This is a genomic window from Cryptosporangium arvum DSM 44712, from assembly GCF_000585375.1.
Taxonomy (GTDB): domain Bacteria; phylum Actinomycetota; class Actinomycetes; order Mycobacteriales; family Cryptosporangiaceae; genus Cryptosporangium; species Cryptosporangium arvum.
Map to the genome: position 1 here is coordinate 7,367,520 of NZ_KK073874.1, position 19,136 is coordinate 7,386,655.

Genomic DNA, 19,136 nt, shown 5'->3' on the forward strand with positions numbered 1-19,136 from the left:
CGTGAATTATGATCCAGAACTGATTCAGGCGGTCGTCACTAGCCCGAGCTCCACCGGATCCGTCAGCAACTCGTGGGTCGGGAGTACCCGCACGGTGTAGCCGAACGGCCCGGCCTGCTCCAGCGGGATGTCGGCCTCGTACCGGTAGGTGTCACCGCCGTTGCCCAGCGAACGCATCGGAACGGTGTGGACGTCGTGCAGGACGTCGTCCAGATCGACCGTTCCGTAGCAGGCCTGCACCGCCACCGCGTCCGGGCTCAACCCGCCGAGGTTCACCTCGGCCCGGATGTTCACCGACGCGCCTAGTTCGGGCGTGTCGCCGATCCCGGACGACTCCACGTGCGCCACCTTGACGCCGGTCCAGTGGTCGGCGACCCGGCCACGCCACTCGGCCAGCTCACGCGCGCCCGCGTAGTCGTTCGCGAGCACCCGGGCCGAGCCGCGCGCCGCCGGTGCGTAGAGCCGCTCGACGTACTCGGCCACCATCCGCTCCGCGGTGAGCTTCGGGCCGAGCGAGCTGAGCGTGTGACGCACCATCTCCAGCCAGCGGGCCGGAACGCCGTCCTCGCCGCGGTCGTAGAACAGCGTCCGGACGTGGGTGGTCAGCAGGTCGTAGAACGCCGCCGCCTCCAGGTCGTCGCGCCGGTCGGGGTCGATGACGCCGTCGGCGGTGGGGATCGCCCACCCGTTCTCACCGTCGAACATCTCGTCCCACCAGCCGTCCCGGATGGACAGGTTGAGACCGCCGTTGAGCGACGCCTTCATGCCGGACGTGCCGCAGGCCTCCAGCGGGCGCAGCGGGTTGTTCAACCAGACGTCGCAGCCCCAGTACAGGTACCGGGCCATGCCGATGTCGTAGTCGGGCAGGAACACGATCCGGTTGCGGACGGCCGGGTCGTCGGTGAAGCGCACCATCTGCTGGATCAGCATCTTGCCGCCCTCGTCGGCGGGGTGGCTCTTGCCGGCGATCACGAACTGCACCGGGCGGTCCTGGTCGAGCAGCAGCGCGCGCAGCCGCTCGGGGTCGCGCAGCATGAGCGTGAGCCGCTTGTAGGACGGCACCCGGCGGGCGAAGCCGATCGTCAGCACGTCGGGGTCGAAGACCTGTTCGATCCAGCCGAGCTCGGCGTCGGTGTGCCCGCGGCGCAGCGACGACTCACGCAGGCGGCGGCGGACCTCGCCGACCAGCTTCGCGCGGAGCGTCCGCCGGGTGGACCAGATGTCCTTGCCGGGCGCCTGGCCGATCGCGGCCCAGAGGTCGTCGTCGATCCGGCCGGTGCCCAGCTCCGCGGTCTCGCGCGCCACCCACGTCGGCGCGTGGACGCCGTTGGTGACCGAGGTGATCGGCACCTCGCCCGACTCGAACCCGGGCCACAGGTTGTTGAACATCTCCCGGCTGACGATCCCGTGGAGCTTGCTCACGCCGTTGGCGCGCTGGCCCAGGCGCAGACCCATGTGGGCCATGTTGAACACGCCCGGGTCGTCCTCGGCGCCGAGCGCCAGCAGCCGGTCGATCGGCACGCCGGGCACGTCGGCGAGCACGCCGGCGCCGAACACGTGCGCGATCAGGTCGCGGGAGAAGCGGTCGATGCCGGCCGGCACCGGGGTGTGGGTCGTGAAGACGGTACCCGCGCGCACGGCGTGCAGCGCCTGGTCGAACGTCAGTCCGGACCCCTGGACGAGCTCGCGGATGCGCTCAACGCCGAGGAAGCCGGCGTGGCCCTCGTTGGTGTGGAACACCTCGGGAGCGGGCTCCCCGGTCAGCGCAGCGTAGGCACGCAGCGCCCGGACGCCACCGACCCCGAGCAGGATCTCCTGCAGCAGCCGGTGGTCGGCGCCGCCGCCGTACAGGCGGTCGGTGACGCCCCGCTCGGCCGGGCCGTTGTCCTCGATGTCGGAGTCGAGCAGCAGCAGCGGAACGCGGCCGACCTGCGCCTTCCAGACATGCGCGTGCAGCACCCGGTGCTCGGGCAGGTTCACCGAGACACGCAGCGGCAACCCGTCGGCGTCCGCGAGCCGCTGCAGCGGCAGGCCGTGCGGGTCCAGCGGCGGGTAGTGCTCGGCCTGCCAACCGTCGGCGGTGAGCGACTGACTGAAGTATCCGGATCGATACAGCAGCCCGACGCCGACGATCGGCGCGCCGAGGTCGCTCGCGGCTTTGAGGTGGTCGCCGGCCAGGATGCCGAGGCCGCCGGAATACTGCGGCAGCACCTCGGTGATGCCGAACTCGGGCGAGAAGTACGCGATCGAGGTCGGCAGCGGCTCGCCGGAGTCGGCTCCTTCACGCGCCCGCTCCTGGTACCAGCGCGGCTCGGTGAGGTAGCGCTGCAGGTCGGCGTGGGCCTCGTTCAGGCGCGCCAGGAAGCCGTCGTCGGCCGCCAGCGCCTCCAGGCGATGGCCCGAGACCTCACCCAGCAGCCGCACCGGATCCTGCCTGACCTGGTCCCATAGCTTCGCGTCCACGGAGGCGAACAAGTCGACCGTGGGCGGATTCCACGACCACCGCAGGTTCATCACGAGTTCGCCCAGCGGGGCCAGTGGTTCGGGCAGCTTGGCCCGCACGGTAAAACGACGTAGGGCTCTCACGGCCCGCACCCTACAGACGCCGGGGTTGGTTCCCGTGTCACGGGCGCGAACATTGCCTCCGTGTCCCGCAAGTATTTTTACTTCGGGGCGGCTATACCTCCACAGGGACTCTCACGCATCGTGCACAGGGGACCCTGGGTCGGGGGCACCTGACCGTAACCGCGACCGTCCCTCTGACTCGATACGGTAGGCCTTGATGACCGGACGCTTCGCGATCGAAGACATCACCCCCGTCGTGGCCGCGGGTTTGTATCCCGCCCGCGCCGTCGTGGGTGAACTCATGCCCGTCTCCGCCACGGTCTTCCGTGAAGGCCACGACGCGGTCGGGGCGAACGTGGTGTGGACCGCCCCCGATGGGCGTCGAACACCGTTCGCTCCGATGGTGCGGGGTGAGAACGATCGGTGGCACGCGTCGGTGGTTCCGGACAGCCCGGGCCGCTGGACGTTCGTCGTCGAGGCCTGGGGCGATCCCTACGAGACGTGGCACCACGCCGTCGAGGTGAAGATCGCCGCCGGACAGTCCGCGGTGGAGCTCGCCAACGACCTGGAGACCGGCGCGCGGCTGCTGCTCAAGGCCGGCCGGTTCGCCCCCCGCCAGCGGCGCGACGAGCTGTTCGAGGCCGCCGCGGCGCTGCGCGACACCACCAGGCCGCTGGCCGAGCGGGTCGAGCAGGGCCTGGCGCTCGCCGACGTCATGCGCGAGCGGCCGGTCCGCGACCTGGTGACCCGCTCCCCCGCGTTCAGCGTCTGGGTGGACCGGGAGCGCGCGCTCTACGGCGCCTGGTACGAGTTCTTTCCCCGCTCGGAGGGCGCGGTCGTCCCCGAGGCCGGTTCGGACGCCGTCGGCGCGCCGACGCACGGCACGTTCCGCACCGCGGCCCGCCGCCTGCCGGCGATCGCCGACATGAACTTCGACGTCGTCTACCTGCCGCCGATCCACCCGATCGGCCGGGTCAACCGCAAGGGCAAGAACAACACGCTGACGCCGGGCCCGGAGGACGTCGGCTCGCCGTGGGCGATCGGCTCGGCCGAGGGCGGGCACGACGCGATCCACCCGCAGCTGGGCACGTTCGAGGACTTCGACGCGTTCGTCGCCCGCACCCGCGAGCTGGGCATGGAGGTCGCGCTCGACCTCGCCCTGCAGTGCGCGCCGGACCACCCGTGGGTCACCGAGCACCCGGAGTGGTTCACGACGCTGCCCGACGGCACGATCGCCTACGCGGAGAACCCGCCGAAGAAGTACCAGGACATCTACCCGCTCAACTTCGACAACGACCGGAACGGCATCTACGCCGAGATGCTCCGCGTCGTACTGCTCTGGGTCTCGCACGGCGTGAAGATCTTCCGGGTCGACAACCCCCACACGAAGCCGACCGACTTCTGGCACTGGCTGATCTGGGAGGTCAAGAAGGTCGATCCGGACGTGCTGTTCCTAGCCGAGGCCTTCACCCGCCCGGCGATGATGCACCACCTGGCGAAGATCGGCTTCACCCAGTCGTACACCTACTTCACCTGGCGCACGGCCAAGTGGGAGATCGAGGAGTACGGCCGCGAGCTGGTCGAGTCCGGGCACTACATGCGCCCGAACTTTTTCGTGAACACCCCCGACATCCTGCACGCGTCGCTGCAGTACGGCGGTCCGGCGATGTTCGCGATCCGCGCGGTGCTGGCGAGCATGATGTCGCCCACCTGGGGGGTCTACTCCGGCTACGAGCTCTACGAGCACGTCGCGGTGCGCCCTGGTTCCGAGGAGTACCTGGACTCGGAGAAGTACCAGCTGCGTCCCCGCGACTGGAAGCAGGCCGAAGCGGAGGGGCGTACGCTGGCTCCGTTCCTGGGTCGGCTCAACGAGTTGCGCCGTGCCCACCCGGCGCTGCACCGGCTCACGAACCTCCGCTTCCACCACGTCGACAACGAAGCGCTGCTCTGTTTCTCCAAGCAATCGGGGGACGACACCGTCCTCGTGGTGTGCACGCTCGACCCGCACAACACCCACTGGGGCAACACAGCGCTCGACATGCCGGAGCTCGGGTTCGACTGGCACGAGCGGTTCCGGGTAGTCGATGAGCTCACCGGGGCAAGTTTCGATTGGGGACAGCACAACGCTGTCCGCCTCGACCCGTACCAGCAGGTCGCGCACGTGTTCTCGATCCACCGCCAGACGTCCTGAGGGCGCACATGACCATTTCACTGCCTCACCCGCCCAGACTGCGGGCCCACACGCCGGACCGGTCCGTCGAGACCGCCGCGGCGCACCCGCACACCGCTGACGGGCATCTCGTCGAACCCCAGTCCGAGAGCTTCAAGCACGCGCGGCAACTGCCGCTCGATCCGGACTGGTACAAGCGCGCGGTCTTCTACGAAGCGCTCGTGCGGGCCTTCTCCGACTCCGACGGGGACGGCACCGGCGACCTGGACGGTCTGACCGCCAAGCTGGACTACCTGGCCTGGCTCGGCATCGACTGCATCTGGCTGCCACCGTTCTACGACTCGCCCCTGCGCGACGGCGGCTACGACATCAGCGACTTCCGAGCCGTGCTGCCGGAGTTCGGGACGGTCGAGAACTTCGTGACGCTGCTGGACGAGGCGCACAAGCGCGGGATCCGCATCATCACCGACCTGGTCATGAACCACACCTCGGACCAGCACCTCTGGTTCCAGGAGTCGCGGCGGGACCCCGAGGGTCCGTACGGCGACTTCTACGTGTGGAGCGACGACGACTCGAAGTACGCCGACGCGCGGATCATCTTCATCGACACCGAGTCGTCGAACTGGACCTACGACCCGGTCCGCGGGCAGTTCTACTGGCACCGGTTCTTCAGCCACCAGCCCGACCTGAACTTCGAGAACGAGGCCGTCCAGGAGGCCATGCTCGACGTCCTGCGGTTCTGGCTGGACCTCGGCATCGACGGTTTCCGCCTGGACGCCGTGCCCTACCTCTTCGAGGAGGAGGGCACCAACTGCGAGAACTTGCCGCGCACCCACGAGTTCCTCAAGCGGTGCCGCAAGGTCGTCGAGGACGAGTACCCGGGGCGCGTGCTGCTCGCCGAGGCCAACCAGTGGCCGGCCGACGTCGTCGAGTACTTCGGGGACGCGTCCGTCGGCGGCGACGAATGCCACATGGCGTTCCACTTCCCGCTGATGCCGCGCATCTTCATGGCGGTGCGCCGCCAGTCCCGCTTCCCGATCTCGGAGATCCTGGCCCAGACGCCGGAGATCCCCGACGGCGCGCAGTGGGGCATCTTCCTGCGTAACCACGACGAGCTGACGCTCGAGATGGTGACCGACGAAGAGCGCGACTACATGTACACCGAGTACGCCAAGGACCCGCGGATGCGCGCGAACGTCGGCATCCGCCGCCGGCTCGCCCCGCTGCTCGACAACGACCGCAACCAGATCGAGCTGTTCACCGCGATGCTGCTCTCGCTGCCCGGTTCGCCGGTGCTGTACTACGGCGACGAGATCGGGATGGGCGACAACATCTGGCTCGGTGACCGCGACGGCGTCCGGACGCCGATGCAGTGGACGCCGGACCGCAACGCGGGCTTCTCGGTCTGCGACCCGGGCCGGATCTACCTGCCGGTGATCATGGACCCGATCTACGGCTACCAGGTCACGAACGTCGAGGCCCAGCTCGGCGCGAGCGCGTCGCTGCTGCACTGGACGCGGCGGATGATCGAGATCCGGCAGCAGCACCAGGCGTTCCCGCTCGGCTCGTTCACCGACCTCGGTGGATCGAACCCGACGGTGTTGGCCTATGTTCGTGAATACGTCGGCGCCGACGGGGAACACGACATAGTGATATGCGTAAACAACCTGTCGCGGTTCCCGCAACCGGTCGAACTCGACCTCGGGCGGTTCCGCGGCTGCACGCCGGTGGAGCTCACCGGCCGGGTGCACTTCCCGCCGATCGGCGAGCTGCCGTATCTGCTGACCCTCCCCGGCCACGGGTTCTACTGGTTCCAGCTCACCCCGCACGAAGAGCGCGGCTGAGCTGATCAACGCACGACGGCGTCGGGTCGGTGGGGTCCGGCCCGACGCCGAGCATTGCCGTACGCGTGCTGCTTTACCGGGAGGAGTCGCATGACAACGATGGTCACGCACGCCGAGGCGCTCACCGGTCTGCTCTCCACGTGGCTGCCCAAACAGCGGTGGTTCGGTGACAAGCAGAGCGAGATCGACGACGTGCGTGTGGTCTCGGCCGCGCTGTGGTTCGAGGACGCCGCCGCGCGTCTGGAACACGTCGTGGTCGGGGTCGCGTCCGGCGGCCGGGTCGAGCGTTACCAGCTGCTCGTCGGCCTCCGCGCGGAGCTGCCGGAGCGGCTCGAGCACGCGCGCATCGGCGACGTCGAACCCGGCCTCACCGCCTACGACGCCGCCCACGACCACGAGCTCACCGGCGAGGTCCGCGACCTGATCGCCGCGGACGCCGACCGGGAAGGCGTCCGGTTCCGGCACGAGCCGGGCGTCGAGATCCAGACCGACCTCGCCAGCCGGCCGATCTCGGCCGAGCAGAGCAACACGTCGGTCGTCTTCGGCGGCGAATACATCATGAAGCTGTTCCGGAAGCTCGACCGCGGGGTCAGCCCCGACCTCGAGCTGCACCGGGCGCTGCGCAGCGTCGGCAGCGAGCACATCGCCGACCTCTACGGCGCGATCGAGGGCGAACTGCAGGACGCTCCGGTCACCTATGGCCTGCTGCAGAAGTTCTTCGCGAACACCGCCGACGGGTGGGCGATGGCCACCGCATCGGTGCGTGACCTGATCAACGAGCCCGAGACGCCGCTGGAGGAGCTCGGCAGCGACTTCTCCACCGAGGCCTGCCGGCTCGGCCAGGCGGTCGCCGCCGTGCACGCCGACCTGGTCACCGCGCTCGGCACCGAGGTCGTGGCGGTCGACCGGCTCGACAGCGTCGTGGCCGGGATGAACGCACGCCTGGACGCGGTGCTGCGCCGGGTGAGCGGGCTGGCGCCGTTCGAGCCCGGCATCCGCCGGGTGTTCGCCGAGGTGGCCAGCCACGGCGAGCCGGTCATCGTCCAGCGCATCCACGGCGACCTGCACCTGGGCCAGGTGCTGCGCACCCTGCAGAACTGGGTGCTCATCGACTTCGAGGGCGAGCCGGCCCGGCCGCTGCCGGAGCGGGTGGCGAAGATGTCTCCGCTGCGTGACGTCGCCGGGATGCTGCGGTCGTTCGACTACGCCGCGCACCACCTGCTCGTCGGGCACGTCGAGTCGGAGGAGATCGCGCCGATCGTCGACGCGCGCGTGGTGGAGTGGGCCGACCGCAACCGGGCCGCCTTCATCGAGGGCTACTCCAAGGACGGCGTCACGCTCGCCGACCCGGAGGCCAACCCGGCCCTGCTCCGCGCGCTGGAGCTGGACAAGGCCGTCTACGAGGTGGCCTACGAGTACGACAACCGGCCGAGCTGGGTCGACATCCCGCTGCGCTCGATCGCCCGGCTGGCGACTACCTGACCATTCCACCGGGAAACCAAGGGGCCATGAGCATCCATCCCGAGCTGTCCGTGAGCCGTACCGAACTGGATCAGTTGATCCGCGGCGAGCACCACAACCCGCACGGGATCCTCGGCGTCCACCGCCTGGAGAACGGCAGCTGGGTCGTGCGGACGCTGCGGCCGGAAGCCGCCGTCGTCACGCTGGTCTCCGGCGACGAACGCCGGGAGATGACCCGCATCCACGACGGCGGCGTCTTCGCCGTGGACTTCGACGAGCAGCCGGCCGACTACCGGCTCGAGGTGAGCTACGAGCACGGTCCCGGTCACGGCGCACACCTCGTCGACGACCCGTACCGCTGGCTGCCGACGCTCGGCGAGGTCGACCTGCACCTGATCGGCGAGGGCCGCCACGAGCGGCTCTGGGACGTGCTGGGTGCGCACGTGCAGCACTACGCGACGCCCAGCGGGCCGGTCACCGGCGTCAGCTTCGCGGTCTGGGCGCCCAACGCCCGTGGCGTGCGGGTCACCGGCGACTTCACGTTCTGGGACGGCCGCGGCCTGCCGATGCGCTCGATGGGCTCCAGCGGGGTCTGGGAGCTGTTCGTGCCCGACGTGACGGTCGGGGCGCGCTACAAGTTCCAGATCCTCGGCCCCGACGGGCACTGGCGCGAGAAGGCCGACCCGCTGGCGTTCGCCACCGAGGTGCCGCCGGCCACCGCCAGCGTCGTCACCGAGTCGTCGTTCGAGTGGAGCGACGCGGAGTGGGTGGCCGAGCGCGACCGGGGCGGCTGGCACGCCAAGCCGGTGAGCATCTACGAGGTGCACCTCGGCTCGTGGAAACAGGGCCTCTCCTACCGTCAGCTGGCCGACGAGCTCGTCGACTACGTCACCGAGACCGGCTTCACCCACGTGGAGTTCCTGCCGGTCGCCGAACACCCGTTCGGCGGCTCCTGGGGCTACCAGGTCACCGGCTTCTACGCGCCCACCTCCCGCTTCGGCGTCCCGGACGACTTCCGCTACCTCGTCGACCGGCTGCACGCCGCCGGGATCGGCGTCCTGGTCGACTGGGTGCCCGCGCACTTCCCGAAGGACGCCTTCGCGCTGGCCCGCTTCGACGGGACGCCGCTCTACGAGCCGGCCGACCCCCGCCGCGGCGAGCACCCCGACTGGGGCACGTACGTGTTCGACGTCGGCCGCAACGAGGTGCGCAACTTCCTCGTGGCCAACGCGCTCTTCTGGCTGGAGGAGTTCCACGTCGACGGCCTGCGTGTCGACGCCGTGGCCTCGATGCTCTACCTCGACTACTCCCGCAAGGACGGGGAGTGGCTGCCGAACGAGTACGGCGGCCGGGAGAACCTCGACTCGGTGAAGTTCCTGCAGGAGCTCAACGCCACCGTCTACCGGTACCACCCCGGCACGATGATGGTGGCCGAGGAGTCGACGTCCTGGCCGGGCGTCAGCCGCCCGACCCACGTCGGCGGGCTGGGCTTCGGGTTCAAGTGGAACATGGGCTGGATGCACGACACGCTCGAGTACCTGAGCCGGGACCCGATCCACCGCCAGTACCACCACCACCAGATGACGTTCTCGCTGGTGTACGCGTGGAGCGAGAACTTCGTGCTCCCGCTGTCGCACGACGAGGTCGTGCACGGCAAGGGGTCGCTCTACGGGAAGATGCCGGGTGACCGCTGGCGCAAGCTCGCCCAGCTGCGTGCCCTCTACGCCTACATGTGGGCCCACCCGGGCAAGCAGCTGCTGTTCATGGGCGGCGAGCTGGCCCAGGAGTCGGAGTGGTCGCAGGACCGGTCGCTGGACTGGTGGCTGCTCGACAACGCCGACCACGCCGGCGTCCAGAAGCTCGTCGGTGACCTGAACCGGGTCTACAAGGACACCCCCGCGCTCTACACCCAGGACGTCGACCCGGCCGGGTTCTCCTGGATCGACGCGAACGACGCGGCCGGCAACGTCTTCTCGTTCCTGCGCTACGGCGCCGACGGGTCGACGCTGGCCTGCATCGCGAACTTCGCCGGCCACCCGCACCACGACTACCGGATCGGCCTGCCCCGGGCCGGCACCTGGGAAGAGGTCGTCAACACCGACGCCGGCGTGTACGGCGGCTCGGGGGTGGGCAACCTCGGCGCGGTCGAGGCCGAGGAGCGCCCCTGGCACGGCGAGCCGTCCTCGGCGGTCGTCACGCTGCCGCCGCTCGGCGTCATCTGGCTCCGCCCCACCGGTGCCGCGGCCGAGCCGGTGGCGCTGCCCGCGCAGGTCAGCGAGCCGGCCGACGTCCCGGCGGTGACCGGTCCGCCACGGGTGGTACGGACCGAGCCGGTGTCCGGCGCCGCGGCCGAGAGCGGCCCGGGTGCCGCCGCCGGGCGCGACCCCGGGGTCGAACCCACGTCCGAGGAGGACTAGTTCGGGTGAGCCGGTTGCAGACGTCCCCTACCTACACGGCATGATCACAGTCGATGCCACACGATCGGATCCACCACGGCTTCCAGTGCCGTCATGTCAATATCGCCTTGCCCGAGGGGCCGGGCCAGGACCGGATACCGGACCTGCTACGGGCAGCCGCGGCGACCATCGAGGAGATGGAGACCGACGGCCCAATCGGCGTGATGGACGTGTTGCTGCACTACGACCTCGAGGCCGGCGCCAACCGTCCGCACGTCACGCTCTACTACTACTTCCCTGAGGAAGACGAGGAACTGCTGTAGGTCGACCGCGTCTACACACCCACGAGACTCGTGTGTAGACGCGGTCGGCAGAATGGCCGCATGCTGATCGACCGCACGGAGATCGAGCGGGTCTTACCGGGCTACGAGATCGGCGGCCAGATCGGGCGCGGCGGTTTCGGCCTGGTGTTCACGGCCCGCCACCGGCGTCTCGACACGATCAGAGCCGTGAAGGTCATCGCGACCGCCGAGGTCGACGAGCTCGAGCTGAGCCGCCGCTTCCTCGCCGAGGCGCAGATGATGACCGAGCTCGACCATCCCCACCTGGTCCGGGTGTTCGAATACGCCGAGGACGGCCCGCTGCACCTGCTGGTCATGGAGTACCTGGCCGGTGGCACACTCACCCAGCGGCTCCGCACGACCGTGCACCCCCGGGAGGCCTGCGCGTGGGGGCTGGCGCTCGCCGACGCCCTGCAGGCCGTGCACGACCGCGGCGTCGCCCACCGCGACATCAAACCCGACAACGTGCTGTTCACCGCGGCCGGCGCCCCGAAGCTCGCCGACTTCGGCATCGCGAAGGTGATGGAGGGCACCGCGATGCCCACCAGCGGCCTGCTCGGCACGCCGCTCTACATGGCTCCCGAGCAGTTCCTCGGCGCCCCGGTGGGGCCACGCACCGACGTGTACTCGCTGGCCGCCACCCTCTACCGGACGCTGTCGGGCCGCGCGCCGTTCGGCCCCGACCTGTCGCTCGCCGCGATCGTGCGGCACCAGCTGGAGATGCCACCGGCCCCGTTGGAGGACACTCCCCCGGCGATCGCCGCGGTCGTCGTCCGTGCGCTGGCCAAGGACCCCGCCGATCGCCCCGCGTCCGCGCACGCGTTCGCGGTCGAGCTGGCGCGGGCCGCGCGCGAGGACTTCGGATCCGGCTGGATCGCCGCGGCGGGGGTGCCGCTGCGCGTCGCCCCGGAGCTGCTGCTCGACGAGCCGACGCCGCCGGAGCCGGTCACCGAGGTGGTCCAGGAACCGCCCACGGTGGCCGTCGGAGGCGCGAGGAGGTCGCGGCGGCGCCTCTGGCAGCTGGTGGCCGCCGGGGTCGCCCTCGTCGCGCTGGTGCTGACCGCGGGCTACGCCGGTGCGCTGATCGCCGACCGCGGCGAGGTTCCGGTGACCGCTCCGCGACCGGCGTCGGCGAGCCCGACCCCGAAGGTGGCCACGATCGCCAAGCTGGTGCACACGTTCACCGGCCACACCGACTCGGTGTACGGGGTCGTCTACGACGGGGCCCACAACCGGCTGGTGTCGGCCGGGAACGACCGGTCGGTCCGCTACTGGAACCTCACCACCGGCGCCGCGGCCGGCCCGGCCCGCCCGGGCCAGCACGAGTCGGTGCTGGGCCTGGCGGCCAGCTCCGACGGGCGGGTACTGGCCTCGGGCAACGGTGACCACACCGTGCAGCTGTGGGATCCGGACACCGGGCGGCCCCGCGGCCGGCCGCTGACCGGCCACACCGACCAGGTGAACTCGGTGGCGGTCACCGCGGACGGCCGCCGGGTGGCGTCGGGGGGCGGTGACCACACCGTGCGGATCTGGGACCCGGCGACCCGCCGGCCGGTCGGCAAACCGCTCGTCGGTCACACGAAGCCGGTCGTCTGGGTGGCGTTCAGCCCCGACGGCACGCTGCTGGCCTCGGCCGGCGCCGATCGCACGGTCCGGCTCTGGGACGTCGCCACCGGCACCCAGGTCGGGGCGCCGCTGCTGGGCCACACCGACGAGGTGCTGACGGTCGCGTTCAGCCCCGACGGCAAGCGCCTGGCCAGCGGCGGCCGGGACACCACGGTCCGGCTCTGGGACGTGGAGACCCACCAACAGATCGGTGCCGCGATCAACGGGCACACGACGAAGGTGACCACGGTGGCGTTCAGCCCCGACGGTTCACTGCTCGCCTCGGCCGGCGGCGACGTCGCACTCGGGCTGTGGGATCCGCACACCGGAGCACCGATCAGCCTGGTCGCCACCGACCACCGCGACACGATCTTCGCGATGGCGTTCAGCCCCGACGGCAGGCAGCTGGCCACCGCCAGCGCGGACGACACCGTGAAGCTCTGGGAGCTGACCTAGGCCTTCCACCAGCTGTAGGACTTCAGGTACGGGTCGGGGGCGATCGGGCGGCCGGAGTTGCGCAGCTCGTCGATCAGGCCGTCGGCCGAGATCACGCCGATCCGCGCGGTCCGGGAGACGTGGTGGGTGTCGCCGTCGACGGTCACCCGGCCCTCCGGCGCGTCGTACGACAGCCCGCTCAGCGCGGTGCGGACGTCGACCACGTCGGTCGAGCCCGCCTTCGCGACCGCTTTCGCCCAGAGGTGGACGCCGACGTACGCGGCCTCCATCGGGTCGGACGTCACCTTGTCGTCGCCGAACTTGGCTTTGTAGGCCTGGACGAACTTCGCGTTCGGGCCGCCGCTCGTCGTCTGGAAGTAGTTGCGGGCCACCAGGTGGCCGGCCAGGACCTCCGGGCCGATCGTGCGGACCTCCTCCTCGGTGACCGTGAGCGACAGCACCGGGAGGGCGGACGAGGTGAACTTGGCCCGGTTGAGCGCGGCGAAGAACGCGGCGTTGCTGTCGCCGGTCAGCGTGTTCACTATCGCGTGCGGCTGGGCCGACTTGATCTTCGCGACGATCGCGGCGAAGTCGGCGCTCCCCAGCGCCCGGTACTGCTCACCGACGATCGTCAGCCCGTTGGCCGCGGCGAAGCTCTTGATCTCCTTGTTCGCCGTCCGCGGGAAGAGGTCGTCGCTGCCGACCAGGAAGATCCGCCGGCTGCCCTGCGCCTTCAGGTAGTCCATGGCCGGGACGACCTGCTGGTTGGCGGTCGCCCCGGTGTACACGACGTTCGCCGAGCTCTCCAGCCCCTCGTAGGGCGCCGGGAAGAAGAGCAGCGCCTCGTGCTCGGCCAGCGTCGGGAGCACGGCCTTGCGGCTCGTCGACGACCACCCGCCGAACACGACCGGCACGTGGTTCCACTTCACCAGTTCCTTGGCCTTCTTGGCGAAGCGGACCGGGTCCGAGCCGCTGTCCATCACGATCGGGTCGATCTTCTTCCGCGTGCCGTCGACGGTGATGCCGCCGGCCGCGTTGATCTCCTCGATCGCCATCTTCTCGGCGTTGACGAGCGCGGTCTCGCTGATCGCCGTCGTCCCGGTGAGCGAGTGCAGCAGACCGACCCGGACCGTGCTCGAGGACACCGCGACCGGGGGCTCGCTCGCGCACCCGGCCAGCGCGAGGACGGCGACGACCAGAACCGCGAGCGGACGACGCATGTCAGCCGGCATGCGCCGCGGACGCCCGGACCACGGTCCGGATCTGACGCAACACGACGGTGAGCGTCGCGAGGTCCGACGGCGCGTCCTCCGCGAGCAGTCCCAGCGTGGTCAGCGCCCGGCTGATGTTGTCGGCGTTCGCGTCCGCCCAGCGGCTCACCCTCTCCTCGGCCGGCAGGTCGCCCGGCACGCGACGCAGCACTTCCCGGGTGAGGCTGTCCAGCGTGCTGTACAGGTCGTAGCGCAGGGCCAGCCGGGCCAGCGCCTGCCAGCGGTCGGCCCGGGGCAGCGCCGAGATGCGGTCGAGCATCTCGTCGATCCGGAAGCGCTCGGACAGCGTGTAGTACAGCGTCGCGACCTCACGCCGGGGCAGCTCGGTGTGGCGCGCCAGCTCGACGACGTCGAGCAGGCCGAAGCCGTAGAGCGTGGACGTGACCCGGTCGGCCAGGTCGGTGGGCACACCTTCGCTCTCCAGCTCGGACGCGAAGCTGCGGTAGCGCTCCGCCTCCCGGCCGAGCATGAGCCCGCCCATCTCCGCGGTCAGCTCGGACATGCCCGGCTTCAGCCGCTCGATGTCGGCCTCGACGTCGATCGTCCCGCTGCGGCTCTGCAGCAGCCAGCGGACGCCACGGTCGAGCACCCGGCGGGCCTGCACCATCACCGCGGTCTGGGCGGTGGCCGGCACGCTCGCGTCCAGTTCGTTCGCGGCCTTCCAGAGCTTGTCGAGGCCGAACACGTCCCGGATCACCGCGTAGGCGCGGACGATGTCGGCCTGGGTGGCCCCGGTCTCCTCCATCGCGCGGTAGACGAACGAGATGCCACCGTGGTTGACGACCTCGTTGACGACCGCCGTCGTGATGATCTCGCGGTGCAGCGGGTGCTTCTCGGCGTACAGCGCGTACTTCTCACGCAGCGGGGTCGGGAAGTAGTCACGCAGGATCGGCCGGCACCACGGGTCGTCCGGCACACCGCCGGCGAGGACGTCGTCGGCGAGCGTGATCTTCACGTAGGCCAGCAGCACCGACAGCTCGGGCGAGGTGAGCGACTCCCGGCTCGCCGCGGTCTCGTCGTCGGGCAGGAACTCCAGCGCCCGGTTCAGGCGGCCGGTGCGCTCGAGCTCCGACATCAGCCGGCGGTGCACGCCGAACAGCCGCGGCGCGAGGTGCCGGGCCAGCGACAGGGCCTCGTTCTGGCTGTAGTTGTCGGCCAGCACGAGGTGGGCGACCTCGTCGGTCATCTCGGCGAGCAGCGCGTTGCGGTCCGCGGTGTCCAGCTCGCCGGCGTGCACGGCCTGGTCGAGCAGGATCTTGATGTTGACCTCGTGGTCGGAGGTGTCGACGCCGGCCGAGTTGTCGATCGCGTCGGTGTTGACCCGCCCGCCCGCCAGCGCGTACTCGATCCGGCCGCGCTGGGTCAGGCCGAGGTTGCCGCCCTCCCCCACGACCCGGACGCGCAGCTGCTTGCCGTCGACCCGGACCGCGTCGTTCGACTTGTCCCCGGCGTCCGCGTGCGTCTCGTCCGACGCCTTGACGTACGTCCCGATGCCGCCGTTCCAGAGCAGATCGACGGGCGCGAGCAGGATCGCCTTCATCAGCTCGTTCGGGCTGAGTTTCTGCGCGGTCTCCGGCAGCCCCAGCGCGGTACGCATCTCCGGCGTGAGCACGATCGCCTTGGCGGTGCGCGGGAACACGCCACCACCGGCGGAGATCAGCGAAGCGTCGTACTCGGCCCAGCTCGAGCGGGGCAGGTCGAACAGGCGCCGCCGCTCGGCGAAACCGATCGCCGCGTCCGGGGTGGGGTCGACGAAGATGTGACGGTGGTCGAACGCGGCCACCAGCCGGATGTGCTCGGAGAGCAGCATGCCGTTGCCGAACACGTCGCCGGACATGTCGCCGACGCCGACCACCGTGAACTCCTCCGCCTGGGTGTCCAGGCCGAGCTCGCGGAAGTGCCGCTTCACCGACTCCCAGGCACCGCGGGCGGTGATGCCCATCGCCTTGTGGTCGTAGCCCACCGAGCCACCGGACGCGAACGCGTCGCCGAGCCAGAAGCCGTACTCGGCGGCCACCTCGTTGGCGATGTCGGAGAACGTCGCGGTGCCCTTGTCGGCGGCGACGACCAGATAGGAGTCGTCCCCGTCGTGCCGGACGACGTCGGGCGGCGGCACCACCGTGCGGCCGTCGCGCAGGTTGTCGGTGACGTCGAGCAGGCCGCGGATGAACGTGCGGTAGCACTCGATGCCCTCGGCCATCAGCGCGTCCCGGTCGCCACCCGGCGGCGGGTTCTTCACCACGAACCCGCCCTTGGAACCCACCGGCACGATCACGGTGTTCTTGACCATCTGCGCCTTGACCAGGCCGAGGATCTCGGTGCGGAAGTCCTCGCGCCGGTCGGACCAGCGCAGGCCACCGCGGGCGACGGCACCGAAGCGCAGGTGCACGCCCTCGACGCGCGGCGAGTACACGAAGATCTCGAACGCCGGCCGCGGTGCGGGCAGGTCGGGCACGGCCCGTGGGTCGATCTTGAAGCTCAGGTACGGCTTGTGCCGACCGGTGCGGCCGCGCTGGAAGTGGTTGGTGCGCAGCGTCGCGCTGATCAGCGTCAGCACGCTGCGCAGGATGCGGTCGGCGTCCAGGCTCTGCACCGCGTCGAGGGCTTCGTCGAGCGTGGTCTTGAGCGCGTCCGCGGCCGCCGCGCGCGCACCGGCGTCGCCCCGGAAGTTCGGGTCGAAGCGGGCCGTGAACAGGTCGACCAGCTGACGCGCGATCGTCGGGTGCTCGGCCAGCACCCGCTCGACGTACTCCTGCGACCAGCGGCTCCCGGCCTGGCGCAGGTACTTCGCGTAGGCGCGCAGGACGACGACCTCGTCCCAGGCCAGACCGGCCGAGACGACGAGCGCGTTGAACCCGTCCACCTCGCACTCGCCCCGCCAGCAGGCGGCGAACGCGTTCTCCATCGCCGAATGCACCCGGCGGATGTCGACCGGGCCGGGCGCGGCGAGCGGGCCGGACTCGGTGATCGCGCGGCCGACCGGGCCGCCGACGTGCGGGGCGTCGTTGCCCGAGCGCACCCGCAGCCCGAAGTCGTACACCCAGGTGGGTCGGTCGTCGGTGCGCTGCACCCGGTACGGGCGCTCGTCCACCACCTCGACGCCGAGCGAGTGCAGCACCGGCAGCACGTCGGAGAGCGCCATCGCGTCGCCCAGGCGGTACACGGTGAAGCGGAGCCCGCGGTCGGCGGAGCGGTAGAGGCTGACGCCGAGGTCGCCGTCCTCCTCCAGCACCTCGATGCGCGACAGGTCCTCGACGGCCTCGGCCGGCGTGTGCTCGGCCTGGTAGGCGGCGTTGAACGCGGTGCCGTAGCGGCGCAGCAGGCGGGTGGCCTGCTCCTCGCCGATCTCCCGGCGGATCTCGGCCGCGAACTCGTCGTCCCAGCTGCGGGTGGCGAAGCCCAGCCGCTGCTGCAGCGCGTCGACGTCGATCGGGCCGACCGACGTATTGGGGTCGGTGCGCACCACGAACTTCACCCGGGCGAGCACCGACTCGGTGACCCGGGTGGTGTAGTCGACGCCGACGCCGTGCAGGGCGTCCATCAGGATGTCCTGCATGCGCAGCCGGTTCTGCGTGGTGTAGCGGTCCCGCGGCAGGTAGACGACGCAGGAGATGAACCGCCCGTAGGCGTCGCGCCGGACGAACAGGCGCAGCCGGCGCCGGCCGCCGAGCCGCAGCACGGCCATCACGGTGTCGAACAGCTCGCTGGTGGCGATCTGGAACAGCTCGTCACGCGGGTAGGTCTCGAGGATCTGGAGCAGGTCCTTGCCGGAGTGGCTGCTGCGGGAGAGCCCGGAGCGCGCCAGCACCTCGTCGACCTTGCGCGAGATCACCGGCAGCGAGCGGACGCTGTCCAGGTAGGCCGCGGACGAGAACAGACCGAGGAAACGGCGTTCCCCGGTGACGTTGCCCTCGGCGTCGAACGTCTTGAACCCGACGTAGTCCAGGTAGGCCGGTCGGTGGACGGTCGAGCGCGAGTTGGCCTTGGTGATGATCAGCAGCCGCTTCTCGAGGATCTTGTCGCGCACCTCGGGGGCCATGTCGGCCAGGCGCCGCTCCCGGCCCGAGGTCTCGCGCAGGATCCCCAGACCGGTGCCGTCCACCGGGACCAGGCTGCGGTCGTCGTCGGCGGGCTCCAGGCGGTACTCGCGGTAGCCCAGGAACGTGAAGTTGTCGTCGGCCAGCCAGCGCAGCAGCTCGCGGGCGTCGGTGACGTCCTTGTCGGGCACCGGGAGCGTCTTGTGGGTGAGCCCGTCGGCGATCGTGAGCGCGCGGGCGCGCATCTCCTCCCAGTCGCTGACCGCGGCCCGGACGTCGGCGAGCACGCGGGCCAGATCGGTCTGCAGCGCCTCTTCGGCGCCGCGGTGCGAACGCCTGTCGATCTCGATGTGCATCCACGACTCGACGACCTCGCCCGCGACCGGGGAGTCGGGGTCACCCGAGGGGCGGACGTCGGTGAGCGTGCCGTCCTCGTCGCGCACGACGACCATCTGCGGGTGCACGAGCAGGTGGACGCCGAGCTCGTGGCGGGCCAGCTCGGCGGTGACCGAGTCGACCAGGAACGGCATGTCGTCGGTGACCAGCTCGATGACCGTGTGCCCGCCGCACCAGCCGGTGCGGCCGCTGGGCGTGAGCACCCGGAGGTTCAACCGGCCGGGGAGCCGGACGGCGGCCAGCTCGCGGTGCGACTCGGCGGCGGCCACCAGGTCGCCCGGCGAGCGGTTGAGCAGCTCCTCGGCCGGCACGTACCGGTAGTAGACCGGCAGCGCGGCCGCGACGAACGGGTCCTCGACGCCGCCGGCCGCCTTCGCGATCAACGCGTCTTTGCTGTTCTCGACCTCATCCACCGAGGCCAGCAGGTCGCCTTCCGGAACGGGTCCGGTCAGCCCCAGCTGCGGGTCGACGATTGGCTCCAAGCCGGAGTCCTCCGTTTGCCGGGCGGACAGCGCACGCCGCTCCATTTACCGCTCCTCCGTTGGCCGCGACACTGCGGTTCCACCGCCGGATCGCACGCGGGACGGTGACGCCCGGTTACGCAGCGGTGCCAGC

General features: G+C 70.6%; 9 protein-coding genes. 6 read left to right on the forward strand and 3 right to left on the reverse strand.

Annotation, left to right across the window (positions count from 1 at the left end; all coding sequences use genetic code 11):
- Positions 1–24: 24 nt before the first annotated feature.
- The gene (gene glgP / locus CRYAR_RS33700; protein WP_035868800.1) at positions 25–2,586 is read right to left on the reverse strand and encodes an alpha-glucan family phosphorylase; all 2,562 of its coding nucleotides are present in this window, start codon (positions 2,584–2,586) and stop codon (positions 25–27) included.
- Between the two features lie 196 nt (positions 2,587–2,782).
- On the opposite strand from glgP, the gene CRYAR_RS33705 reads away from it, so the two are divergent.
- The 6 genes from CRYAR_RS33705 (at position 2,783) to CRYAR_RS33730 (ending at position 12,838) form a co-directional block, all read left to right on the forward strand.
- On the forward strand, positions 2,783–4,756 hold the full coding sequence (locus CRYAR_RS33705; protein WP_035857214.1) for an alpha-1,4-glucan--maltose-1-phosphate maltosyltransferase: 1,974 nt from the start codon (positions 2,783–2,785) through the stop codon (positions 4,754–4,756).
- An 8-nt stretch (positions 4,757–4,764) separates the two neighbouring features.
- The gene (gene treS / locus CRYAR_RS33710; protein ID WP_084701298.1) at positions 4,765–6,579 is read left to right on the forward strand and encodes a maltose alpha-D-glucosyltransferase; all 1,815 of its coding nucleotides are present in this window, start codon (positions 4,765–4,767) and stop codon (positions 6,577–6,579) included.
- A gap of 90 nt (positions 6,580–6,669) precedes the next feature.
- Complete coding sequence (locus CRYAR_RS33715; RefSeq protein ID WP_035857215.1) at positions 6,670–8,061, forward strand: maltokinase N-terminal cap-like domain-containing protein; 1,392 nt, start codon at positions 6,670–6,672, stop codon at positions 8,059–8,061.
- 26 nt (positions 8,062–8,087) lie between these two features.
- Positions 8,088–10,457 carry a 1,4-alpha-glucan branching protein GlgB gene (gene glgB / locus CRYAR_RS33720; RefSeq protein WP_084701300.1) on the forward strand — a complete coding sequence of 790 codons (2,370 nt, stop codon included), beginning with the start codon at positions 8,088–8,090 and terminating at the stop codon, positions 10,455–10,457.
- Between the two features lie 53 nt (positions 10,458–10,510).
- Positions 10,511–10,759 carry a hypothetical protein gene (locus CRYAR_RS33725; protein WP_051571295.1) on the forward strand — a complete coding sequence of 83 codons (249 nt, stop codon included), beginning with the start codon at positions 10,511–10,513 and terminating at the stop codon, positions 10,757–10,759.
- A 60-nt stretch (positions 10,760–10,819) separates the two neighbouring features.
- Positions 10,820–12,838 (forward strand): WD40 repeat domain-containing serine/threonine protein kinase, encoded by a 2,019-nt coding sequence (locus CRYAR_RS33730; protein WP_035857216.1) that lies wholly within the window; start codon positions 10,820–10,822, stop codon positions 12,836–12,838.
- Here the strand turns inward: CRYAR_RS33730 and CRYAR_RS33735 are convergent.
- Both CRYAR_RS33735 and CRYAR_RS33740 read right to left on the reverse strand, forming a co-directional pair.
- The gene (locus CRYAR_RS33735) at positions 12,835–14,037 is read right to left on the reverse strand and encodes a transporter substrate-binding protein (protein ID WP_035857217.1); all 1,203 of its coding nucleotides are present in this window, start codon (positions 14,035–14,037) and stop codon (positions 12,835–12,837) included. The genes CRYAR_RS33730 and CRYAR_RS33735 overlap by 4 nt on opposite strands.
- 1 nt (position 14,038) lies before the next feature.
- Positions 14,039–19,048 (reverse strand): NAD-glutamate dehydrogenase domain-containing protein, encoded by a 5,010-nt coding sequence (locus CRYAR_RS33740; protein WP_051571296.1) that lies wholly within the window; start codon positions 19,046–19,048, stop codon positions 14,039–14,041.
- Between the last annotated feature and the right edge of the window lie 88 nt (positions 19,049–19,136).